The 21,882-nt window shown below is 67.4% G+C and carries 18 protein-coding genes and 2 tRNA genes; 5 read left to right on the forward strand and 15 right to left on the reverse strand.

Annotated elements, in window-relative coordinates; translation table 11 throughout:
• Nucleotide 1: 1 nt before the first annotated feature.
• From AYJ57_RS03495 to AYJ57_RS03550, 12 genes are all read right to left on the reverse strand, one after another.
• Complete coding sequence (locus AYJ57_RS03495) at nucleotides 2–412, reverse strand: hydrogenase accessory protein (protein WP_066101262.1); 411 nt, start codon at nucleotides 410–412, stop codon at nucleotides 2–4.
• Nucleotides 413–437: 25 nt separating this feature from the next.
• A complete protein-coding gene (locus AYJ57_RS03500; RefSeq protein WP_066101264.1) occupies nucleotides 438–758 on the reverse strand; it encodes a HypC/HybG/HupF family hydrogenase formation chaperone in 321 nt (106 codons plus the stop codon).
• On the reverse strand, nucleotides 758–1,372 hold the full coding sequence (locus tag AYJ57_RS03505; protein WP_066101266.1) for a HyaD/HybD family hydrogenase maturation endopeptidase: 615 nt from the start codon (nucleotides 1,370–1,372) through the stop codon (nucleotides 758–760). Before AYJ57_RS03505 ends, AYJ57_RS03500 begins: the two co-directional genes overlap by 1 nt.
• Before the next feature lie 279 nt (nucleotides 1,373–1,651).
• Nucleotides 1,652–2,428: a Ni/Fe-hydrogenase, b-type cytochrome subunit gene (cybH, locus tag AYJ57_RS03510; protein WP_066101269.1), complete on the reverse strand. Its 777-nt coding sequence runs from the start codon at nucleotides 2,426–2,428 to the stop codon at nucleotides 1,652–1,654.
• A gap of 4 nt (nucleotides 2,429–2,432) precedes the next feature.
• Nucleotides 2,433–2,615 (reverse strand): hypothetical protein, encoded by a 183-nt coding sequence (locus tag AYJ57_RS03515; protein ID WP_066101272.1) that lies wholly within the window; start codon nucleotides 2,613–2,615, stop codon nucleotides 2,433–2,435.
• Between the two features lie 14 nt (nucleotides 2,616–2,629).
• Complete coding sequence (locus AYJ57_RS03520) at nucleotides 2,630–4,423, reverse strand: nickel-dependent hydrogenase large subunit (RefSeq protein WP_066101275.1); 1,794 nt, start codon at nucleotides 4,421–4,423, stop codon at nucleotides 2,630–2,632.
• A gap of 3 nt (nucleotides 4,424–4,426) precedes the next feature.
• On the reverse strand, nucleotides 4,427–5,521 hold the full coding sequence (locus tag AYJ57_RS03525) for a hydrogenase small subunit (protein ID WP_066101279.1): 1,095 nt from the start codon (nucleotides 5,519–5,521) through the stop codon (nucleotides 4,427–4,429).
• 251 nt (nucleotides 5,522–5,772) lie between these two features.
• The gene (gene hypF, locus AYJ57_RS03530; protein WP_066101282.1) at nucleotides 5,773–8,001 is read right to left on the reverse strand and encodes a carbamoyltransferase HypF; all 2,229 of its coding nucleotides are present in this window, start codon (nucleotides 7,999–8,001) and stop codon (nucleotides 5,773–5,775) included.
• 88 nt (nucleotides 8,002–8,089) lie between these two features.
• Nucleotides 8,090–9,532 (reverse strand): nickel-dependent hydrogenase large subunit, encoded by a 1,443-nt coding sequence (locus tag AYJ57_RS03535; protein WP_066101285.1) that lies wholly within the window; start codon nucleotides 9,530–9,532, stop codon nucleotides 8,090–8,092.
• Nucleotides 9,533–9,552: 20 nt separating this feature from the next.
• Nucleotides 9,553–10,545, reverse strand: a complete 993-nt coding sequence (locus tag AYJ57_RS03540; protein ID WP_066101288.1) for a HupU protein — start codon at nucleotides 10,543–10,545, stop codon at nucleotides 9,553–9,555.
• Entirely contained in the window at nucleotides 10,542–11,897 is a 1,356-nt protein-coding gene (locus AYJ57_RS03545) for a sensor histidine kinase (RefSeq protein ID WP_066101292.1), read from the reverse strand. Before AYJ57_RS03545 ends, AYJ57_RS03540 begins: the two co-directional genes overlap by 4 nt.
• A gap of 141 nt (nucleotides 11,898–12,038) precedes the next feature.
• Nucleotides 12,039–13,283: a malonyl-CoA decarboxylase gene (locus AYJ57_RS03550; protein ID WP_066101295.1), complete on the reverse strand. Its 1,245-nt coding sequence runs from the start codon at nucleotides 13,281–13,283 to the stop codon at nucleotides 12,039–12,041.
• A gap of 304 nt (nucleotides 13,284–13,587) precedes the next feature.
• On the opposite strand from AYJ57_RS03550, the gene AYJ57_RS03555 reads away from it, so the two are divergent.
• From AYJ57_RS03555 to AYJ57_RS03575, 5 genes are all read left to right on the forward strand, one after another.
• Entirely contained in the window at nucleotides 13,588–14,613 is a 1,026-nt protein-coding gene (locus tag AYJ57_RS03555) for a BMP family protein (RefSeq protein WP_066101298.1), read from the forward strand.
• Complete coding sequence (locus tag AYJ57_RS03560) at nucleotides 14,613–16,151, forward strand: ABC transporter ATP-binding protein (protein ID WP_066101301.1); 1,539 nt, start codon at nucleotides 14,613–14,615, stop codon at nucleotides 16,149–16,151. Before AYJ57_RS03555 ends, AYJ57_RS03560 begins: the two co-directional genes overlap by 1 nt.
• 128 nt (nucleotides 16,152–16,279) lie before the next feature.
• A complete protein-coding gene (locus tag AYJ57_RS03565) occupies nucleotides 16,280–17,326 on the forward strand; it encodes an ABC transporter permease (protein ID WP_066101304.1) in 1,047 nt (348 codons plus the stop codon).
• Entirely contained in the window at nucleotides 17,323–18,270 is a 948-nt protein-coding gene (locus AYJ57_RS03570) for an ABC transporter permease (RefSeq protein WP_066101307.1), read from the forward strand. Before AYJ57_RS03565 ends, AYJ57_RS03570 begins: the two co-directional genes overlap by 4 nt.
• Complete coding sequence (locus AYJ57_RS03575; protein ID WP_066101310.1) at nucleotides 18,271–19,557, forward strand: amidohydrolase family protein; 1,287 nt, start codon at nucleotides 18,271–18,273, stop codon at nucleotides 19,555–19,557.
• A gap of 138 nt (nucleotides 19,558–19,695) precedes the next feature.
• On the opposite strand, the gene AYJ57_RS03580 is transcribed toward AYJ57_RS03575, so the two are convergent.
• The 3 genes from AYJ57_RS03580 to recJ form a co-directional block, all read right to left on the reverse strand.
• A tRNA-Glu gene (locus AYJ57_RS03580) sits at nucleotides 19,696–19,770 on the reverse strand.
• Between the two features lie 124 nt (nucleotides 19,771–19,894).
• A tRNA-Glu gene (locus tag AYJ57_RS03585) sits at nucleotides 19,895–19,969 on the reverse strand.
• A gap of 130 nt (nucleotides 19,970–20,099) precedes the next feature.
• The gene (gene recJ, locus AYJ57_RS03590; RefSeq protein ID WP_066101313.1) at nucleotides 20,100–21,845 is read right to left on the reverse strand and encodes a single-stranded-DNA-specific exonuclease RecJ; all 1,746 of its coding nucleotides are present in this window, start codon (nucleotides 21,843–21,845) and stop codon (nucleotides 20,100–20,102) included.
• Between the last annotated feature and the right edge of the window lie 37 nt (nucleotides 21,846–21,882).

Below are 21,882 nucleotides of genomic sequence, written 5' to 3' on the forward strand. Positions count from 1 at the left end.
CTCAGGCCGCGGAGGTGGCTTCGGAAGCCGGAGGAAGCTCGGGTGTGATCGCCAGAAGATGCGGGATGCGGGCCATGTAGTCGTCCCAGTCGCGCACCTTGGGGATGCCGCCGACACAGGTGCCGCCGCGGTAGAAGATCAGCGAAGGCGTCTTCAGCACCCCGGCGCTCTCGCGCAGTTCGGCCTCGATCGCATCGCCCACCACAGCGCAGTCGAAAGCGCCTTGGAAGGTCATGCGCAGCTCGGGCAGGATCACCGCCACATCGGCGCTTTCAAGGTTGCGCTTGGGATCGCCGGGCACAAAGAGCACATGCGCCCCGTCGCGCGCGGTGAAGGCACGCAGCGCCTCCATGCTCTCCAGCAGCGGCATGTTCATCTCGGTGCTCAGCCGGTCGATCAGCGGATGGCCCATGTCAGTCACTCCTCGTATTGCGGCCTCAAGCCTTGCTCAAACCGGCCGCGCGGGCCGCTTCCAGATGCGGGGGCAGCGCCGGGCTGCGGTTTTCCAGATCGGCAAAGGCCCCCTCGGCGCTGCCCCCCGCCATGAGGCTGCGCAGCCCCGCCAGCGCCTCGGCGATCAGCGCCGCCTCTTCGGGCGAGATCACCTCGCGGGCGCAGCCGAGATGGGTCAGCACCCATGTGCCGGGGGCCAGCGGGCCGGTGAGCGACAGGTCGATCAGCGCCTCGCCCTCGGCGCCCGTGGCACGGGCGGCGATGCCCTCGACCGAAAGAATCTGCATGGGGATGCCGACGCACATCAGCCGCGTCCGCTCTGCGGGAAGAAGCGCGCGTCGCCGCTGCGGCAGGCCTCATCCTCGGTCGGGCGGCCCGCCTCATAGGCGTCCATGCGCAGCGAGGCATCGGCGAGATCTGGTGTCTCGGTGCTGCCTTCGGCGGCCACAAAGCCGCGCGCCGCCAGCCAGCCGCGGGCGATGGCCACCGCCTCGGGGATGCGCGCCGTCACCTCGGGCCGCAGCGATCCGCCGTAATCCTCAAGCTCGACCGGCTGGCAGCCGATCAACACAAGCTCGCCGGGGCAGTAGCCCATGAGTTGCGCGGTGGCGATCACATCCTGAAAGCCGGTCTGGTGCAGGCTCATCTTCTTGGCGCCCATGAAGGCGGGCACTTCCTCGCCCTCGACGATCTTCATGGTGCCGGGCTCCAGCCCGTAATCCACCGCGTCAAAGACGACCATCACGTCAGCCTCTTCGAGGAAAGGCAGCAGGTAGAGCCCCTGCGTGCCGCCATCGAGCACCGTCACCTCCGGCCCATAGGCCAGCGTCGCGGCCACATGTTCGACGCAGCGCACACCAAAGCCCTCGTCCGCCCAGAGCACGTTACCGATGCCGAGAATGAGCGCCTTTTGCGCCATATGTCCCTCCCTCCGCTTGCGCGCCGAAAACCGTGTTTTCAGCTGCTGGCCCTTTCGAAATTAAGGGCATCGTTCCGCCACGGCAGCGAATTTCCACCCACCCGGATAAAATCCGCATCTGCATGATATGTTTAACAAAAACCTAAAAATCGCCCCGAACTGACCTACGCTAACCGGAATTCATCTTTCCACAAATACTCAAAATTGGAAAACCACCTTCCACACAAAGAAACGGACCCCGAAGGGTCCGCTTCCACGTCTTCCGTCTTGGGAGGGGAGTCAGTCCGGAAGATCGTCCTTGAAGGTGCGGTGGCCCGAGATCATCGTCGAGACCATCGACTGCCGCGACATGATGTCCTCGCGGATCGCGGCGTAGATGTGGATCATCATGAAGATCACGATGAACCACATGCCAAGGTGATGAAGGGAATGCAGAATTTGCGTATTCCCCACCAGCGCGATGAGCCAGCCCATGACCAGATCGGGCAGCGATCCCTGCCCTGCACCCTCGGCATAAAGCGCCCAGCCGGTCAGCAGCATGAAGGTGATGCCCACCGTCATGAAGAAGAACATCGCCACCTGCGCCAGCGGGTTGTGACCCACGTATTTCTTCGGCACATCCTCAAGGAAGGCGTACCAGCGCAGCTCGTGGACAACTTCTTTCCACCAGCTTTTCTTCCAGACCGGCACATAGAACAGCTGCTTGGCATGATGGTTGCCAACAAAGGCCCAATAGACCCGGCCAAGGAAGGCCACGGTCAGCATCTGCCCGGCGGCGAAATGGCCAAAGCGGATGTAGCCCATGACGAACTGATGCGTGGCCTCGGCGAAATTCATCGTCGGCAGCGGCGAGGCGATGAACCAGCCGGTGCCGATCAGCACCATGATCAGCGCCGCGTTGATCCAATGCCAGAGCCGCACCGGCCATTCGTAGACAAAGACCGAGGTGCGGCGGCGGACGGTTTCGATGTCCGAGGCTCGCGCGTCGCCGGTCAGCGGGCGGGTCGACAGGGTCTGGCCCTGCCCTCCTTGCGTATGAAGCGTGTCCTCCGGCATGGGCTCACTCCCGGCGCGCGGCGTAAAGCCGCCAGACCAGCACGCCCGCCAGCGCCAGAACCCCCAGCCCATGCAGCGGCGAGAGCAGCCAATGCGCCGCGCCATCCGCAGGCAGCGCCGCGTCGTGACCGGGATGGGCCGCCGCCACAGAGGCGGAGGCGGCCCAGATCAGGATTGCCTTTTTCATGATCGCTTCTCCTCTCAGCGAACCTTGACCTGCGCCAGTTCGGCGCCGTCGGGGGACATGACATGGGTGGAACAGGCAAGGCAGGGATCGAAGCTGTGCAGCGTGCGCAGGATCTCCACCGGCTCCTCGGGGCGCTCGACCTTGGTGTTCATCAGCGAGGCCTCGAAGGCGCCGATATTGCCCGCAGTGTCGCGCGGCGAGCCGTTCCACGTGGTCGGCACGACACATTGATAGTTCTCGATCCGCCCGTCCTTGATCTTGATCCAATGCCCCAGCGCGCCGCGCGGCGCTTCGGTCATGCCGACACCCTTGGCCTCTTTCGGCCAGGTCGACGGATCCCATTTCTCGATGTTCGCCGTGCTCTCGTCGCCGTTGCGGATATTGGCGATCATCTTGTCGAAGAAGTGCCGTTGCAGACGGCCGCAATATTCGGATTCCAGCGCCCGCGCCGCGGTGCGGCCCAGTGTCGAGAACAGCGCCTCCTTGGGCAGGTCCATATCCGACAGCAGCCGGTCGACCTGATCGCGGATGTCCTCATGGCCCTTGGCGTAGCCGACGATGTAACGCGCCAGCGGGCCCACCTCCATGGCATGACCGCGCCAGCGCGGGGCCTTGATCCACGAGTATTTCGCCGCCTCGTCAAGCTCTTCGATGCGGGTCTTGGTGCCCTTGGCGTTCGGCCCCAACTCGTATTTCGGCTCGGTGACGCCATCCCACGGATGCAGCCCCTTGCCCGCCTCGCCGTAGGTGTACCACGAGTGATCGACGAACTCCTGCACCTGCTCGGGATCGCGCGGATCGACGTCCAGCACCTCGTCCATATTGCCATTGATGATCGCGCCGCGCGGCAGATGCAGCTGCTCGGGCGAGAAATCGTTGGGATGCTCGGGGATGTCGCCATAGGCGAGGCACGCCTTCGAGGACAGCCCGCCACCGTACAGCCAGTTGCGGTAGAAGCCGCCGATTGCCTTCACATCGGGGACATAGACGTTGCGGTTGAACTCCTGCGTCTGGTCGATGATGGAGCTGACCATATTCAGCCGCTCCATGTTGATCGCCCCGACCGAGCCCACGCCGTCCATGTTGATCGGGCACGGCACGCCGCCCACAAGCCAGTTCGGGTGCGGGTTCTTGCCGCCAAAGATCGTGTGCACCTTGACGATCTCCTTCTGGAGATCGAGCGCCTCGAGGTAGTGGGTCGTCGCCATCAGATCCGCCTCGGGCGGCAGAAGATAGGCGGGATTGTCCCAATAGCCGTTCTTGAAGAGCCCGAGCTGGCCGCTCTCGACGAATTTCTTCAGCCGGTTCTGCACATCCCGGAAATAGCCCGGGCTCGACAGCGGGTGGTTCGGCCCGACGGTCTGCTGCAACTCCGAGGTCGCCTTGGGATCGGCCTTCAGCGCGTTGATCGGGTTAACCCAGTCGAGCGCATGCAGGTGATAGAAATGCACGACGTGGTCGTGAATTTCGAGCGCCAGCTGCATCATGTTGCGGATCGAGTTGGCATTGTCGGGGATGGTGATCCCCAGCGCATCCTCGACCGCCCGCACCGAAGTCAGCGCATGGGTGCCGGTGCAGACGCCGCAGATGCGCTCGGTGAAGGCCCAGGCGTCGCGCGGGTCGCGGCCCTTGAGGATCACTTCCAGCCCGCGCCACATGGTGCCGGTAGAGACCGCGTTGGTGATCATGTTGTTCTCGTCGACGTTCACCTCGCAGCGCATGTGACCCTCGATCCGAGTGACCGGATCGACCACGATGCGCTGGCCGGAAGTGTCGAGCGTAAAGCCGTTGGGGGTTTGCACGACCATGGATCAGACCTCCTCGTGGGACGCTTTGGACTGCGTCTTCTTCTGTGCAGATTTCAGCGCCGAGACGGCGGCGTGCAGCGCGATGCCGCCGCCCACCACACCCGCCGCCGTGAGGCCCACCTTGTCGGCATTGGCCTCGATCCCGAACTGCGTAAGATCGGTGACGCGGTTGTAGAAACTGCCCTGATCCCAGAAGCCGTCTTCCGAGCAGCCGATGCAGCCATGGCCCGACTGGATCGGGAATGAGACGCCTTCGTTCCAGCGCACCGTCGAACAGGCGTTGTAGGTGGTCGGCCCTTTGCAGCCCATCTTGTAGAGGCAATAGCCCTTGCGCGCGTTCTCATCGTCCCAATGCTCGACGAACTGCCCGGCGTCGAAATGCGGGCGGCGATAGCATTTGTCGTGGATGCGCTGGCTGTAGAACATCGCGGGCCGCCCCTGACGGTCAAGCTCGGGCAGCCGGTCGAAGGTCAGCATATAGGTGATCACCCCGGTCATCACCTCGGCGATGGGCGGGCAGCCCGGCACTTTGATGATCGGCTTGTCGGTGATCACCTTGTGCACCGGCGTCGCGCGGGTCGGGTTGGGTTTCGCCGCCTGCACGCAGCCGTAAGAGGCGCAGGCGCCCCAGCTGATGATCGCCTTGGCGTGCTCGGCAGCCTCGCGCAGCTGCTCGACGAAGGGACGCCCCCCGACGATGCAGAACATGCCGTCCTCGTTCAGCGGCGGGTTGCCTTCAACCGCGAGGATGTAGTTGCCCTTGTATTTCTCGATGGTGTCGGCCAGCGCCGCCTCGGCCTGATGCCCCGCCGCCGCCATCAGCGTGTCGTCGTAGTCGAGGCTGATCATCGACAGCACCACGTCCTTGGCGAGCGGATGCGCGCTGCGGATGAAGCTTTCCGAGCAGCAGGTGCATTCCAGCCCGTGCACCCAGATCACCGGGGTGCGCGGCTTGGTCTCCATGGCGTGGGCGATCTTCGGCACGAAGGCCGGTCCCAGCCCCAGCGCCGCCGCCGTCAGCGAGCAATATTTCATGAAGCTGCGCCGGGTGATCCCCTGCCGCCGCATCACATCGTAGAAGGTTTCTATCTGGCTCAAGCTGGTCCCTCCCTCGCCTTCAGGTCTGGCCTCATGCTCCGGGCAGCCCACCCGGTGAGACTCTGGCGCGCCGAGAACAAAGGCGCGTGGTCCCTCCAGAGACCACGGTATGCCGGCGTGTGCGAAGGGAATGCGCGGACGCAGAGGAAGGTTTTAAATATGCATGATATTCAGGTGGTTACGCGGCATTTCTACAGGGTTTATGCAGCCGCAGCACGGATAGCGCCCTGCCAGCCCGAGAGCGCAGACGGTCAGGCGCTTTCCAGCCGTGCGAGCGCCACCAGCGCCTGACCCAATGCCAGCCCGCCGTCATTGGCCGGTGTCTTGCGGTGGATCAGCACCGGCACATCCCCCAGCGCGCGCACCGTCAGATCGAGCAGCAGCGCGTTCTGAAAGCATCCGCCCGACAGCGCCACAGCTGCCGCCTCGCCGCGGTCCACCAGCGCCCGCGCCGGGGCCGCAAAGGCCTCGGCCAAACCCGCGTGGAACCGCCGCGCCATGACGCCGGGATCCGCGCCCGCCGCCGCATCCTCCCGCCACGCGGCAAAAAGCGGTGCCGGGTCGATCACGCCCCCGTCCGAGGCAAAGGGATAGGCCCCGCACTCCGGCGCCGCTGCCGCCAGCGCCTCGAGCCGCATCGCCGCCTCGCCCTCGAAACTCTGCCCCTCGGCGCAAATCCCCAAGGCCGCCGCGAAAGCGTCAAACAGCCGCCCGGCGCTCGACGACAGCGGCGCGTTCACGCCGCGCTCGGCCATCTGCCGCAGCAGCGCCAGCGGCCGCCCCGGCAACAGGCATTCCGCCTCCGCCCCCAGCCCCGCCTGATCGAGCCGCATCACGAGGTTGCGCCAAGGCTCGCGGCTCGCCGCATCACCCCCCGGCAGCGGCGCGGGCCGCAGCCATCCACGCCGCTCGAAACCGTGATAATCGCCCAGCAAGAGCTCGCCGCCCCAGACCGTGCCATCGCTGCCCAGCCCCAGCCCGTCGAGCACGATCCCCGCCACGCGCCCGCCCGCCAGCGGCCAGAGGTTTTCGCCCAGACAGGCGGCGAGATGCGCGTGATGGTGCTGCACTTCGATCAGCGGCAGGCCGGTGGCGCGGGCGTGGAGGGAGGCGCGGAACTCGGGATGCAGGTCGCAGGCCGCCGCCTCGGGGCGGTGATCGAACAGCGCCGCATAATCCCGATCCGCCTGCAGAAACGCCTCCCATGTCAGCGCCTCGTCAAGCTCCCCTAGGTGATGCCCCAGCAGCGCAGCGCGGTTCTTCACAAGGCAGATCGCCGCCTTCATCTGCCCGCCATAGGCCACCACCTGCCGGTCCGCGAAGCCCTCGGGCAGCGGCAAAGTGCCCGGCACCCGCCCGCGCGCCCGGCGCAGCACAATGGGCCCCTGCGGCGTGATCCGCTCGACACTGTCGTCGAGCCGCCGGGCGATCTGCCGGTCATGCATCACGAAGGCGTCGGCAAAGCTTGAGAGTTTCTCGCGCGCCTCAGCATTGCCGATGACCTGCGGCTCCCCCGAAAAATTGCCCGAGGTCATCACCAGCGGGCGGCCCACCGCGGCGCAGAGCAGATGGTGCAGCGGCGTATAGGGCAGCATCCAGCCAAGCTGCGCCTGCCCCGGCGCCAACGCCTCGGGCAGGCTCTCCCCCAGCTTGGGCAGCAGCACAATCGGCGCGGCGGGATCTTGCAGCAGCGCCGCCTCCTCGGCGCTCGGGTGGGCGAACCGCTCCAGCACGTCGAGAGGCGCCATCAGCGCCAGCGGCTTGCCCGGACGCCGCTTGCGCCTCCGCAAGCGCGCCACCGCCTCCGCTTGCGTCGCATCGCAGCACAGATGAAAGCCGCCCAGCCCCTTCACCGCAAGGATCTCTCCCGCCAGCAGCGCCTTTGCCGCCAGCGCGACCCCATCGCCCAAAACCTCCGCGCCGCCGCGCTCAATCGAGAGCCGCGGCCCGCAGGCCGGACAAGCGACGGGCTGGGCGTGAAAGCGGCGGTCGCCCGGGTCCTCATATTCCGCGCGGCAGGCGTCGCAGAGCGCAAAGCCCGCCATGGTGGTCTGCGCCCGATCATAGGGCAGCCCCTGCAGGATCGTGTAGCGCGGCCCGCAGTTGGTGCAATTGGTGAAGGCATAGCCCTGCCGCCGGCCCGTGCCAAAGATCTCCGCCACGCAGTCTTTGCAGGTCGCGGCATCCGGCGCCACCCGCGTCTCGGCCCCCGCCGCCCCCGAGGCAGCGATGACAAAGCCCTCCGCGCGCCCGGACCAGTCAGAGACCTCGATCGTATCCACCCGCGCCAGAGGCGGCGCCTCATCGCGCAGCGCGGCCATGAAGCGCTCGAGATCGCCGCCGCAGGCCAGCACCAGCACGCCCTCGGCATCGTTGGACACTTCGCCCGAAACGCCAAAGCGCCGCGCCAGCGCCCAGACGAAGGGCCGGAACCCCACCCCCTGCACCTGCCCGCGGACCCGAATGCGCCGCCCGCTCATGTCTTCCTCTTGGCAAAAATATCCCGGGGGGTGCGGCGCGCAGGCGCCGCAGGGGGCAGCGCCCCCAAAACCCTCACCCCGCCGGACCTCAATGCACCGTGCAGACCATGCATGGATCGAAACTCCGCACCACATGCTGCACCGACACCGGCGTGTCCTCCGCCTCGCCCACCGGGCAGCCGACCAGCGCCGCCTCCACCGGCCCCGCCGCGCCGCCCGCGTCGCGCGGCGAGAAGTTCCATGTGGTCGGCGCGACGATCTGATAGCTGGCGATCTTGCCACCCTCAATCCGCAGCCAATGGCCCAGCGTGCCGCGCGCCGCCTCGACCAGCCCGACACCCGTGCCTGTACCTGAGCCCGCCTCGGGCAGCGTCCATGCGCCCATGAAACACGCCGCGGGGTCGAGCCGAGCCGCCCAATCCTCAAGCCAGATCTGCAACCGCGCGATCTCCAGCAGCCGCCCGGTGATGCGCGCCCGCACGCCGCCCTCGGCGGCCAGCGCCTGCGCCAGTGGATGGCCGTCCACCGCCTGCCGTGCCAGCGCGCCCACTTCCACCGGCTGCCCACCGAGGCGCGGCGCCTTGCACCAGCTGTAGGCCTCCTCGCGCATCTCTTCGTCGGGGGCGGTGACGCCTTGCGCCGGATGCGCCGCACCGCCCAGCATCCACGCGTGGCTGACATCCTCGACGATCTGCGCCGGATCGAACGCCGTGACCGCGCCGCCTTGCCAGACCCCGGCGCGGCTCACCCGGCCCGAAGGCATCGGATAGGCCCCTGCCGACAGATAGCGCCCCGGCCCGCGCCCAAGGCTGGCCAGATCGAGATCGCCTGCGATCTCGAGGAACAGCCCCGCATCGCCCGTGCTCCAGACGTCGAGATCGCGCAGCGAGGACAGGCCAACGAAGGCCTCCAGCGGCGCGCCAAAGAGGCTGGTCTCAAGAAACCGCCGGAACGCCCGCAGCAGCGTCTGGATGCGCACCTTGTCGCGCGCATCCGGCGCGCGGGTGACACCGCCGGGCTGGATCGCCAGCGTGTGCGGCCACTTGCCGCCCAGCATCCCGACGATGTGCAAAAGCCGCGCCCGCGCCTCCACCATGGTTTTGGCCGCCGAGCCCTCCATGGCCGTAAAGCGCTGCAGCGCGCGCTGGTGCCACGCGCGGCCCGCATAGGACGGGCGGCAGAAGTCGGGCATGAAGAAGAGATGAAAATGCGTCACATGGTCGGCCATATTCTCGACCCCATGCAGGATCGAGGCGGCCAGCGCCCCCTGCTCGGGCATCTCGGCGCGTCCCGCATCCGCCAGCGCAAAGGCCGCCGCCGCCGACTGGCTGATCGAGCAGATGCCGCAGATGCGCGGCGTCAGGGTCAGCGCGTCGCGCGGGTCCTTGCCGGGCAGCATCATCTCGAAGCCGCGAAACAGCGGCGAGTTGGCATAGGCCGCGCGCACTGCCCCGCCCTCGATGTCGAGCCGTATCTCCAGATCGCCCTCGACCCGGTTGAACGGGCCGACCAGAAGCTGTCGTTCACTCATCTCTCACTCACCCGCGGCACTTACTTGCGTTTCACCCGCAGCGTCGGCGCCACGCGGATGCGGTCGGAATGGGCGTTCACGTCGATCCGCTTGGGGGTGGCCGCCTTGCTCAGCGAGGCCAGCGCCATGAACCACGCCTTGGGCATGTCCGAGGGCAGCCCCACCGGGATCCCGGCGATGGTCGGCGTCTCGGTGAACGGATGGTTCGGCTCTTCGAACTCGGGGCTGGTGCAGGCGATGCAGGGATAGCCACCACGGGTGCACGACCCCTCGCCATTCCACGGGCGGATGTTGCAATCGCCCACCGCCTGCGTGCCGACGCAGCCCAGATGCTCCATCATGCAGCCCATCTCGGACAGGCTGCGGGCGCTAGCCTTATACTCATAGAACTCGTTCTTGGTGCAGCCGTGGTGCACCAGATGATCGGCGTAGAAGCGCGGGCGGCGGAACGGGTCGAGATCACCCTCACTCATCGCCTCCCCGGCGAGCAGCAGCAGCGTCTCGGTGACCCATGCCGGATGCGTCGGGCAGCCCGCCACATTGATCACCGGCAGGCCCGAGGCCGAGCGGAACGCTCCGGGCAGCGCCCCGCCTTCGAGCGTGCCATCCCATTGCAGGCCAAGCGCGCCCGCCGGGTTGCCGCCCGCCGCGGTGATCCCGCCGAAGGCCGCGCAGCTGCCCACCGCCACCACATGCCGCGCCTTGGGCGCCAGCGACTGCACCCAGTCGAGCATCGAGCGCCCAGTGCCTGCGAGCATGTGGTATTTGCCGGTGCCGCGCGGGCCGGTGACGATCGAGCCCTCGACGCAGAGCACGTCGAGCGGGGTCTCTCCGGCCTCGACGCTTTCAAGGATGCGCCGCGCCTCGGCGCCGGTTTCCAGCGAGAAGGACGGGTGCCACAGAAAGCGGATGCCCGCGTCGCCCAGCGTGTCAAAGACATTGGGGTTCTCGGCGCAGAGCAGCGACATGGTGCAGCCGCCGCAGCCCGCCGATTGCAGCCAGAGCACGTTCATTGCGGGGGCTCCCTCTTGTCTGCTGGCCTCTCTGCTGGCCCCTCCGCAGGCGCGTCCAGCGGCAGCTCCAGCCGGAACGAGCTGCCCGGCCCGTCCTCCAGCACCAGCCGCCCGCCGTGCTCCTGCGCGATCTTGGCGCTGATGGCGAGGCCGAGGCCGGTGCCCTGCCCCACGGGCTTGGTGGTGAAGAACGGATCAAAGATCGCCGCCCGCACCTCCTGCGGCACACCGGGGCCATTGTCGGACAGGGTGAGCAGCGCCCTGCCACCCTCGGTCGCGACGCGCATCACCAGTTCCGGCGCCGCATGGCCTTTCAAAGCGTCCATGGCGTTCTGCACGAGGTTCATGACGATCTGCTGCACATGACCGGGGGCGCCCCAGATCTCCAGATGCTCGGGCCCCTCGTAGCGCACGGCGATGCCGCTTTTCGAACCGCGCTCGACCCAGCGCGCGGCGACCTTGGCGGTCTCCACCAGATCAAAGCGCACACGCTCGCCCGAGCCATCCGCCGACAGCCGCCGCAGATCGGCGACGATGTCGCGCACCCGCTCGGCGCCTTCGCGGGCACCATGGATCGCCTCGCGCAGATTGCGCAGGTCGCGCTCCAGCTTCAGGTCTTCGCGCAGCGCCACAAGCTCTTCGCGCGTGGCCCCGGCCTGCACCCGCTCGAAATAGGTCTCAAAGCGAGTGACATATTTCTGCAGCGCATGGGTCGAGGCGTAGACAAAGCTGATCGGGTTGTTGAGTTCATGCGCCACCCCCGCCAGCAGACGGCCCAGCGTCGCCAGCTTTTCGTTGCGCACCAGCTGGCCCTGCGCTTCCTTGAGTTGCCGGTGCGAGCGTTCAAGCTCCGCATAAGCGCGGCGCAGCTCACCCAATGGCCGCCCGGTGAGCACCGCACCCACATAGCGCCCCCGATCCGACAGCCGCGCCGACAGCGCGATGTCGAAGGGCTGCGCGCCCGAGGGCGAGACCAGATCGGCCTCGAAAGACGCGGTCTCACGCGAGAGCCGCAGATCGGCCAGCGCGCCTTCGATCCGCGCCGCGCCCTCGGCGGTGAAAAGCTCGGCCACACGCCGCCCCGCCAGTGCGCCGGGCTCTGCCTCGGCAGCGCGCATGAGCGAGGCGCTGACCTCTTCGATCACCCCGTCGCGGCCGACCACCGCCATGATGTCGCTGACCGAGCCCAGCACCGAGCCGATGAAGCGCCGCGCCTCGTGCAGCGCTTCGTTCTGGCGCTCGAGCCGTTCCTGATATTCCACCAATTCGGCATAGGTCCGGTCGACCGCCGAGAGCACATCGCCCCAGCTGTCCTCGGTAAATCCGCCGCTTGTGGTATGGCTCTGGCCCATGGCGCCTCCTGACCTGACGATAGGGCCGGGTATCGGCGGCGGCAAGGGGCGCGCCGATCCCGGGGCGCGCGGCGGGTGGAGAGTGCGGGACCGCCTCCGGCGGGCGTATTTTCAAAGAGAAGAAGCGGGCGGCGGCGCGCCTCAGGCCTGCGCCTTCTCGCGTCCTGCCGAGAGCGATTTCACCGCCGAGGAGGCGATCACCTCGCCGGTGGCGGCAAAACGGTCGTGGTAGGTCTCGACCTTCGGCAGATCGTAGAGATAGTTGACCATCGCCCCGCCGGACTGGCGCTGACCGTTCTCGGACGTGTCTGCCCCGGCATGCACCGCATGCACCATGGCGCCATTGCCGAGGTGAAACCGCGCCACCGGATCGCGCGGCCGCCCGTCGCCGCGTTTGGCGGTCAGCAGGTAATGCGCGGCCAGCTGGCTCATCCGTTTGGCGTCCTGCGGATCGAAGGCGGTGCCCTGCTCGTCGAGCCAGGCCACCAGCCCCGGGATCGGCGAGAGCGTGACGAAGGTCTTCAGCCCCGGCAGCGCGCTGGAGAGATCCGAGGCCACCTGCTTGATCAGCGAATTGCCAAAGGAGATGCCCGCCAGACCCGGCTGGCAATTGGAGATCGAGTAGAACACGGCGGTGTCGGCGCTGGCCGCCTCCATAGGTTCGCGGTCCTCGCTGAGCAGCGCCTGCACCGAGCCGGGCACGCCGCGGGTCAGCGCCACCTCGACGAAGATCAGCGGCTCGTCGGGCATCGCCGGGTGGAAGAAGGCAAAGCAGCGCCGGTCCGGCGGCGCGAGGCGGCGGCGCAGATCGTCCCAGCTGTGGATCGCATGCACCGCCTCATAGGCGATGATCTTTTCCAACACATGCGCCGGGCTTTCCCAGCTGATCGGCCGCAGCACCAGAAAGCCGCGATTGAACCAGCTTTTGAACAGATGGCGGAAATCCTCGTCGAGCGCCTGCAATTCGGGCTCGTCGCGGCTGCGCCGCAGCAGGTCCGAGCGCATCCGCACCAGCCGCTCGGTCGCCCCGGGCACCATGTTGAGGCGGCGCAGAAGCTCGGCCCGCGGCGGCTCGGCAGCCCCCATGAACGCGCGGTAGCTGCCGCCCGAGGGCGCGGCCTCATAGGCGTCGAGCGCGCTGCGCAGGGCGGCGGCGTCGATGTTGAGCGCCGCCAGCCCGCGGAAGGCTTCGAGCTTTTCCGGCCCCGACATGCTGTCGTAGCGCTGCAGCACCTGCCGGGCGAGCGCGGTCACCACGCCCTCGCTGCGCGCCTCCAGCAGGTCCGAGACAAGCGTCGGCAACGGGCGCGGATCGCGGCGCAGGCGCGGCGCGGCGCCCATCCGGCGCTCGAAGATCGTGGTCAGCAGATCGGCAAAGAGACTCATGGCAGGCTCCTGCGGTTCTCTATCAGCGGTGCGTGCCCCCCGGCCCTGCCAAGGGTGCGCAGCGCCGCGCCGCAAGGCAAGCCTGTTCGCGCCAACGCCCCGCACACGCGGCACTCCGCCGCGCCGCACCCGCCGTTGCTGCCCGGCGCCGCTTTGCCCAATTCCTAGGCAGCGCGCCGCCTCCGGGCCATCCGGCGGGCGAATAGTGCAAGCTGGCGCCCGCCCACCGATTGCCCGAATCGGCGCATTCCTTACCGGTTGGTAAAAAAACCAAACAATGCACAGGGATGGATAAGGACCGAAGATGAAATTCACCAACACCTACGGGCAGATGACCCGCAGACAGATGCTGCTCAGCACCGGCGGGCTCGCCGCCCTCGCCAGCACCGGCCTCGCTGGCAAGCTGATGGCGCAGGAGCCGATCAGCGTTGCGGGCATCTACACGGTGCCGGTCGAGCAGCAATGGGTGAGCCGCATCCATGTCGCCGCTGAGGCCGCCAAGGAGGCCGGGCTGATCAGCTACAGCTTCTCGGAGAACACCGCCAACACCGATTATCCGCGCGTCATGCGCGAATATGCCGAGAGCGGCGCGCAGCTGATCATCGGCGAGATCTTCGGCGTCGAGCAGGAGGCCCGCGAGGTGGTGCTCGACTATCCCGAGACCGCCTTCCTCATGGGTTCGAGCTTCATGCCCGACGAGGATTATCCGAACCTCGGGGTTTTCGACAATTACATCCAAGACGCCTCGTACCTCTCGGGCATCATCGCCGGCGCGATGAGCGAGAGCGGCAATATCGGCATGGTCGGCGGCTTCCCGATCCCCGAGGTGAACCGGCTGATGCATGCCTTCATGGCGGGCGTGAAGGAAGTGAAGCCCGAGGCCACCTTCCAGGTCAGCTTCATCGGCTCGTGGTTCGATCCGCCCAAGGCCAAGGAGACGGCCTTTGCGATGATCGAAAGCGGCGCTGACATGCTCTATGCCGAGCGCTTCGGCGTCTCGGACGCGGCGCAGGAGAAGGGCGTTCTGGCGATCGGCAACGTCATCGACACGCAGGCCGACTACCCCGAGACCGTGGTCGCCTCGGCGCTCTGGGACTTCGGCCCGACGCTGGCGGCGGCACTGGCCAAGGTCGGCGACGGCAGCTTCTCGGCAGAGAACTACGGCATCTACAGCTTCATGAAGGAAGGCGGCTGCTCGCTGGCCCCGCTCGGCACCTTCGAGGGCAACGTCCCGCAAGAGGCGCTCGATCTGGTGGCCGAGAAGGAAGCGGCGATCAAGGACGGGTCCTTCACCGTAGAGATCAACGACGAAGAGCCGACCTCCTCCTGATGACACAGACACAAGAGGCGCAGGAGATCGTCCTGCGCCTTTCCGGCATCACCAAGCGGTTCGGCGCGCTCACCGCCAATGACGGCATCAACGTCGCGCTGGCGCGCGGCGAGGTCGTGGCGCTCTTGGGCGAGAACGGCGCGGGCAAGACCACGCTGATGAACATCCTCTTCGGCCATTACACCGCCGACGCGGGCACGGTGGAGGTGTTCGGCCAAACCCTGCCCCCCGGCCTTCCCGGCGCGGCGCTGGCGGCGGGCGTGGGCATGGTGCACCAGCATTTCACCCTCGCGGGCAATATGACGGTGCTGGAGAACATCCTGCTCGGCACCGAGCCACTGTGGCGCCCCAGCCTTGGGCGCGGCGCGGCCCGGCAGCGCGTGCAACAGCTGTCGCGCGATTTCGGCCTTGCGGTGCATCCCGATGCGCGCGTCGCATCGCTCTCGGTGGGCGAGCGGCAGCGGGTCGAGATCCTCAAAGCGCTCTACCGCGACGCCCGCATTCTCATCCTCGACGAGCCCACCGCCGTGCTCACCCCGCAGGAAAGCGAGGCGCTCTTCGAGACGCTGCGCAAGGCGGTGGCGCAGGGGCTGTCGGTGATCTTCATCTCGCACAAGCTGCATGAGGTCATGGCGGTCTCGTCGCGGGTGCTGGTGCTGCGTCACGGCAGGCTCGTGGGCGAAGTCGCCACCGCCAAGACCGACCGCCATCAGCTTGCCGAACTGATGGTCGGGGCCGAGATCACGCCCCCCGCCCCCGCCGAGGCCCGCCCCGGTGCCACGCTTATGAAACTGCAAGCGGTCTCGACCCCGGCGCGCGGCAACCGCACCGGGCTGCGCGGCGTCGATCTGGAACTCAGGGCAGGCCAGATCCTCGGCCTCGCAGGCGTCTCGGGCAATGGTCAGGGCGCGCTGGCGGACCTTCTGTCGGGCCTCGAGACGCCCAGCGCGGGCGTCATGGTTCTGGCCGATGAGACCGTCACCAACTGGTCACCGCAGAGCGCGCTCAAAGCCCGCATCGGGCGCATCCCCGAAGACCGCCACAAGACCGGCACGATCGCCGATTTCAGCCTCACCGAGAACGCTGTGCTGGAAAGCTATGCCGAGCCCCCGATGGCCCGCCGCGGCTGGATGGACTGGTCCGCCGCGCGCCGCGCCGCCGAGCAGATCATCGAGACCTACGACGTGCGCTGCCCCGGCCCCGACACCCGCATCCGGCTGCTGTCGGGCGGCAATATGCAAAAGCTCATCCTTGGCCGGGTGCTCGACGCGCAGCCGCGGATCATCCTCGCCAACCAGCCGGTGCGCGGCCTCGACATCGGCGCGGTCACCTATGTGCAAGAGCGTCTCATCGCCGCCCGCGACGCCGGTGCCGCCGTGCTGCTGATCTCAGAAGATCTCGACGAGGTGCTGAGCCTTTCGGATGTGGTGCGGGTGATCTGCGAGGGCCGCCTCTCGCCGGAATTCCCGCGCGGCAGCAAGACCCCCGCCGAACTGGGCCAATGGATGGCCGGACAGGGGTTCGACGATGCCGCCTAAAATAGCCCCCGAGATCCTTCCCGAGAATACGCGCCACCTCCCGCCTTCTTCTCTTTCCAAATACGCATATCCCGCGCCCTCCGCCCACGCCTCAGGCTGGGCAAAGGCACCCTTCATCAGAGCCCCCTATGCGCCTTGATCCCATCACCGCCCCCTCGCCCGCCCGCACTTTGGGGCTGCCCGCGCTGGCGCTCGGCGCCACGGTGCTGGTCGCCATGGGGCTGGCGCTCATCGCCGGGGCCGATCCGCTGGCCACGCTGGGGCTGATCATCAAAGGCGCCGCTGGCTCGAAATTTGCCCTGCTGGAAACGCTCAACCGCGCCACGCCGCTTATCTTCACCGGCCTCGCCATCTCGGTCGCCTTCCGCGCCAAGCTCTGGAACATCGGCGCCGAAGCGCAGCTCTACGCGGGCGCGCTGGTCACCGTGGTGATCGGCACGCAGCTTGGCCTGCCGGGGCCTCTCGCGCTGCCGCTCATGGCGCTTGGGGCCATTCTGGCAGGGGCGCTGGTGCTGCTCGGCCCGGTGCTGCTGAAGACACGGCTCGGCGTCGACGAGGTGGTCACCACGCTGCTGATCAACTTCATCATGGCGCTGTTCATCTCCTACCTGCTCGAAGGCCCGCTGAAGGATCCCATGGGCATGGGCTGGCCCAAGTCCCCAGCCCTGCCGCGCGACGCGCGCCTGCCGCGCATCGTCGAGGGGCTGCGGCTGCACTGGGGGTTCGGGCTGGCGCTCCTCTCGGCACTCGCGGTCTGGGTCATGCAGACCCGCAGCACGCTCGGCTATGAGATCCGTGCCACCGGCCTGAACCCGGAGGCGGCACGTTTCGCGGGCATTCCGGTGGGCCGCGTGCTGGTGAAGACCGCGCTGATCTCCGGCGGGCTCGCCGCGCTCGCGGGCTTTTCCGAGGTCGCGGGGATGAAGGGCAATCTCACCGCCGATCTCTCGCCCGGTTTCGGCTATACCGGCATCGTCGTCGCCATGCTGGCACTGCTGCACCCCTTGGGGGTCGTCGTCTCTGCGCTCTTCGTGGCGGGGGTCTTCGTCGGCGCCGACAGCATGTCGCGCGCCGCGGGCGTGCCGACGTACATTGCCGACATCCTGCTCGCCACGGCGCTCCTGTTCATGGTGCTGGCGATCCTGCTCACAAAAGTCCGGGTGGTGCGCGGATGACCGAGATCATCGACATTCTCATCTCCGCCAGCTTCTGGGCCGCCGTGCTGCGCATCGCCTCGCCGCTGATCTTCGCCACGCTCGGAGAGCTGATCTGCGAGCGGGCGGGCGTTCTGAACCTCGGCATCGAGGGCATCATGGTCTTTGGTGCCTTCGCGGGCTGGATGGCGGTCTACGCCGGACTCGGCCTCTGGCCCGGCGTGCTGGTGGCGCTGCTGGCAGGCATGGGGTTTGGTGCGCTCCATGCGCTGCTGACCGTGCCCTTCGGGCTGTCGCAGCATGTGGTGGGGCTTGGCATCACCATGCTCGCCACCTCCTCGGCCTATTACGCCTACCGCCTCGCCCTGCCCGAGGTCACCAGCCCGCCGCGCATCGACCCCTTCCAGCCGCTGCACATCCCGGTGCTGTCGGACATCCCGTGGCTCGGGCAGGCGCTGTTCTCGCAGACCGCGCTCACATGGGCTGCCTTCGGCTGCGCGGCGCTGGTGGCGCTGGTGCTCTACCGTACGCCGCTGGGCCTTGCGGTGCGCGCCGCCGGAGAGAACCCGCAGGCGGTCGAGGCGCAGGGGCTTTCGGTCGCCGCGATCCGCATGGGCGCCGTCATAGTGGGCTCCGGCCTGATGGCCGTGGGCGGCGCTTTCCTGACCATGTCGGCCTTCTCGTCCTTCTTCTTCGAGATGGTCAACGGGCGCGGCTGGATCTGCATCGCGCTGGTGGTCTTCGGTGCGTGGAAGCCGGGCAAGGCGCTGCTCGGCGCGCTGCTCTTCGCCGGGTTCGATGCGCTGCAGATCCGCCTGCAGCAGACGCCCATGGGACAGCTCGTGCCCTATCAGGTTTTCCTGATGATCCCCTATGTGCTGTCGATCCTCGCGCTTATCCTCATGTCGCGCCGGGCCGAGGTGCCCGCAGCGCTGATGACCCCCTTCAACCGCGGAGAGCGCTGAATGGCCACTTTCGACATCCTCGTCACCGGCGGCACCCTGCCGGACGGGACCATTGCCGACATCGGCATCACCAGCGGCCGCATCGCCGCCATCGGCGATCTTGCGGGCTCCGACGCAGGCGAGACGATCGATGCCACGGGTGACCTCGTGTCGCCGCCCTTTGTCGATCCGCATTTCCACATGGACGCCACGCTCAGCTATGGCACACCCCGGATCAACGCCAGCGGCACCCTGCTCGAGGGCATCGACCTCTGGGGCGAGCTGCGCGAAGAGGCGACCATAGACGAGATGGTCGCGCGCGCACTGGAGTATTGCGACTGGGCGGTCTCTCTGGGCCTTCTGGCGATCCGCAGCCATGTGGACACCACCCCTGATCACCTCAACACCGTGACGGCGATGCTGGAGGTGCAGGAAAAGGTGAAACCCTATCTCGACCTGCAACTCGTCGCCTTCCCGCAGGACGGCTTCTTGCGCAGCCCCACGGGGCGCGAGAACCTGATCCGCGCGCTCGACATGGGCGTCGAGGTGGTCGGCGGCATCCCCCACTTCGAGCGCACCATGGCGGACGGTGCCGCCTCGCTGAAAGAGCTTTGCGAGATCGCCGCAGACCGGAGCCTGCTGGTGGACATCCACTGCGACGAGACCGACGACCCCCTGTCGCGCCATATCGAGGCGCTGGCCTATGAGACACAGCGGCTTGGCCTGCATGGGCGGGTGGCGGGCAGCCATCTGACCTCGATGCACTCCATGGACAACTATTACGTGTCCAAGCTTCTACCACTGATCGCAGAGGCGGAAATCTCTGCCATCCCCAACCCGCTGATCAACATCACCCTGCAGGGACGGCACGACAGCTACCCCAAACGCCGGGGCCTCACCCGGGTGAAAGAAATGCAGGCCATGGGCATCCGCGTCGGCTGGGGACAGGACTGCGTGCGCGACCCGTGGTATTCGCTCGGCACCGGAGACATGCTCGACGTGGCCTTCATGGGGCTGCATGTGGCGCAGATGACCTCGCCGCAGGAGATGGCGCGCTGCTTCACCATGGTGACCGAGGAGAACGCCAAGATCCTGCATCAGGATGGCTACGGGCTGGCGGTCGGCAATATGGCCTCGCTGGTGGTGCTCGACGCGGGCGATCCGATCGAGGCACTGCGGCTTCGGCCCGACCGGCTCTGCGTGATCTCAAAGGGCAAGGTGGTCTCGAAACAGGCCCGCAACGACGCGCGCCTCGCCCTGCCCGGCCGCCCCGCCAGCGTGCGGCGGCGACACAAGGTTCCAACCTGAGCACGCGCGAAGCGCTGTCCCTGCGGGGACAGCAGCTTTCGCATGCCCAACGGCAGTGCCCACAAACGCAAAAAGGCACACGGAAATACGTATGCCTTCGGCGTATGGTTCATGGTGGCTGGTGCGTGAGTGGTGGAATGGCAGCCCGTAGGGGAATCGAACCCCTCTTTCCAGGTTGAAAACCTGGCGTCCTAACCGATAGACGAACGGGCCATTGCAACGCGACCGCCGAAAACTCTATCCGACGGAGAGGCTGTTGCGAACCTCATGAACCCCAGCTGACCCGGTCTCTGACCCCTGATTTTGTCTGTCCCCGCGGGGACAGAAACAAAACCAGTGGCAGCCCGTAGGGGAATCGAACCCCTCTTTCCAGGTTGAAAACCTGGCGTCCTAACCGATAGACGAACGGGCCGTGCCGGCTGGTGAGGGGCGTTCTAGTCAAAGCGCCCCCCCCTTGCAAGCGGAATTTTACGGTTTTTTGAGCCTCAGGTGATTTTTTCTCAAGCACCTGACAAAAAACAAAAATTCCTCTCGAAACTCATTTACCCTGCGGCAGGCGCGGCATCCTCCAGGCGCATCTGCACGGTGCGCCGCCCGTTCCACTCGTTGATCTCGAAACGACCCGCGAGGTGGAATCGTGCGCCCTTATGCTGGCTCAGCGCCTGCCCCATGGGCGTGTCGAAAGCGCCAAAGCAGATCGCGTCGACCTTGGCCCCCATGCCGTCCCCGGCAGTGATCTTGAGGTGCCCCGTGCCGACCTCCTTGGCAAAGAGGATCTGCGCATCGGGCATGGCAAAGCGCGGCCCCGGCGCGCCCGCGCCGAAGGGTCCGGCCTGCTCCATCCGGTCGCAAAGCTCGGTGCTGGCCACCCCGGGCATCATCAGCCCGTCGAGCCGCAGATCCGCCGCACCGCCCTGCCCCGCGCCCTGTTTCGCCAACAGTTCCGCCAGCCGCTCCATGGCCGCTTCCAGCTTGTCCTCGGCCACGGTGAGACCCGCCGCCATCTTGTGCCCGCCGCCCTTGATCAGCAGCCCCTCGGCGGCCAGCTTCTGGATGCTCGCGCCCAGATCGACGCCCGAGACAGAGCGGCCCGAGCCCTTGCCCTCGCCGCCGTCGAAGCCGATGACGACCGACGGGCGGTTGGTCATTTCCTTGAGGCGCGAGGCGACGATGCCCACCACGCCCGGATGCCAGCCCTCGCCCGCCGCCCAGACCAGCGGCGCGTCGAGCCCGCGCTCTTCGGCCTGCGCCAGCGCCGAGGCGCGCACCGCCTCCTCGACCTCGCGGCGCTCGGAGTTGAGCTTGTCGAGACGCTCGGCCAGCGCTTCGGCCTCATGCCGGTCGCGGGTGGCGAGCAGCCGCGCGCCAAGGTCGGCCTGCCCGATCCGCCCGCCGGCGTTGATCCGCGGCCCCAGCACATAGCCAAGGTGATAGGACGAGGGCGCCGTGTCGAGCCGCGCCACATCCGACAGCGCCACAAGGCCCGGGCGCTCGCGCCGCGCCATGACCTGCAGACCCGAGCGCACGAAGGCGCGGTTGACCCCGCGCAGCGGCGCCACATCGGCAACGGTGGCCAGCGCCACCAGATCGAGCAGCGACATGAGGTTGGGCCCGGGCGTGCCGGCCTCGCGCATCAGCCGCCCGCAATCGACCAGCACCATGAAGACCACGGCGGCGGCACAAAGATGCGCAAGCGCACCATCCTCGTCCTGCCGGTTGGGGTTCACCACCGCGACACAATCTGGCAGCGTCTCGCCGCCAAGGTGGTGGTCGAGCACCACCACATCGGCGCCCTTGGCCGCCGCGATGGGCTCATGCGAGAGCGTGCCGCAGTCGACGCAGATGATCAGATCATGCGCGCTGGCAAGCTGCTGCATGGCGGGCACATTCGGGCCATAGCCCTCGTCGATCCGGTCGGGCACATAAAGCGTCGCCTCCAGCCCCAGCTGGCGCAGCCAGTCGATGAGCAGCGCCGCAGAGCTGCCGCCATCCACGTCGTAATCGGCAAAGATCGCGATGCGCTCGCGCCGCTGCACCGCCTGCAGAATCCGCCCCGAGGCCTTTTCCATGTCGCGCATGCTGCGCGGGTCGGGCATGAGGTCGCGCAGTTTCGGCTCGAGAAACCCCGGCACCTCTTCGCCCGCCACGCCAAGCCGCGCCAGCACCGCGCAGAGCGGGCGCGGCAGATGAGTCATCTGCGCCAGCGCCTCGGCCTGCCGCTCGACCTCCACCGCCGGACCAACCCAGCGCCGCCCGGTCAGCGACTGCTCCACACCCAGATAGCTCATGCGCCCCTCGCGTCTTTTCATTCTGCCCGCAATCGGC

It is taken from the genome of Salipiger sp. CCB-MM3, assembly GCF_001687105.1.
Classification (GTDB): domain Bacteria; phylum Pseudomonadota; class Alphaproteobacteria; order Rhodobacterales; family Rhodobacteraceae; genus Salipiger.

Coding starts and splice junctions, on each gene's coding strand:
- AYJ57_RS03505 (WP_066101266.1), bottom strand. CDS start 1,372: ATGGCGCAAAAGGCGCTCATTCTCGGCATCGGTAACGTGCTCTGGGCG.
- AYJ57_RS03535 (WP_066101285.1), bottom strand. CDS start 9,532: ATGAGTGAACGACAGCTTCTGGTCGGCCCGTTCAACCGGGTCGAGGGC.
- AYJ57_RS03560 (WP_066101301.1), top strand. CDS start 14,613: ATGACACAGACACAAGAGGCGCAGGAGATCGTCCTGCGCCTTTCCGGC.
- AYJ57_RS03570 (WP_066101307.1), top strand. CDS start 17,323: ATGACCGAGATCATCGACATTCTCATCTCCGCCAGCTTCTGGGCCGCC.
- AYJ57_RS03565 (WP_066101304.1), top strand. CDS start 16,280: ATGCGCCTTGATCCCATCACCGCCCCCTCGCCCGCCCGCACTTTGGGG.
- recJ (WP_066101313.1), bottom strand. CDS start 21,845: ATGAGCTATCTGGGTGTGGAGCAGTCGCTGACCGGGCGGCGCTGGGTT.
- hypF (WP_066101282.1), bottom strand. CDS start 8,001: ATGAGCGGGCGGCGCATTCGGGTCCGCGGGCAGGTGCAGGGGGTGGGG.
- AYJ57_RS03500 (WP_066101264.1), bottom strand. CDS start 758: ATGTGCGTCGGCATCCCCATGCAGATTCTTTCGGTCGAGGGCATCGCC.
- AYJ57_RS03555 (WP_066101298.1), top strand. CDS start 13,588: ATGAAATTCACCAACACCTACGGGCAGATGACCCGCAGACAGATGCTG.
- AYJ57_RS03495 (WP_066101262.1), bottom strand. CDS start 412: ATGGGCCATCCGCTGATCGACCGGCTGAGCACCGAGATGAACATGCCG.
- AYJ57_RS03515 (WP_066101272.1), bottom strand. CDS start 2,615: ATGAAAAAGGCAATCCTGATCTGGGCCGCCTCCGCCTCTGTGGCGGCG.
- AYJ57_RS03520 (WP_066101275.1), bottom strand. CDS start 4,423: ATGGTCGTGCAAACCCCCAACGGCTTTACGCTCGACACTTCCGGCCAG.
- AYJ57_RS03575 (WP_066101310.1), top strand. CDS start 18,271: ATGGCCACTTTCGACATCCTCGTCACCGGCGGCACCCTGCCGGACGGG.
- AYJ57_RS03545 (WP_066101292.1), bottom strand. CDS start 11,897: ATGGGCCAGAGCCATACCACAAGCGGCGGATTTACCGAGGACAGCTGG.
- cybH (WP_066101269.1), bottom strand. CDS start 2,428: ATGCCGGAGGACACGCTTCATACGCAAGGAGGGCAGGGCCAGACCCTG.
- AYJ57_RS03550 (WP_066101295.1), bottom strand. CDS start 13,283: ATGAGTCTCTTTGCCGATCTGCTGACCACGATCTTCGAGCGCCGGATG.
- AYJ57_RS03540 (WP_066101288.1), bottom strand. CDS start 10,545: ATGAACGTGCTCTGGCTGCAATCGGCGGGCTGCGGCGGCTGCACCATG.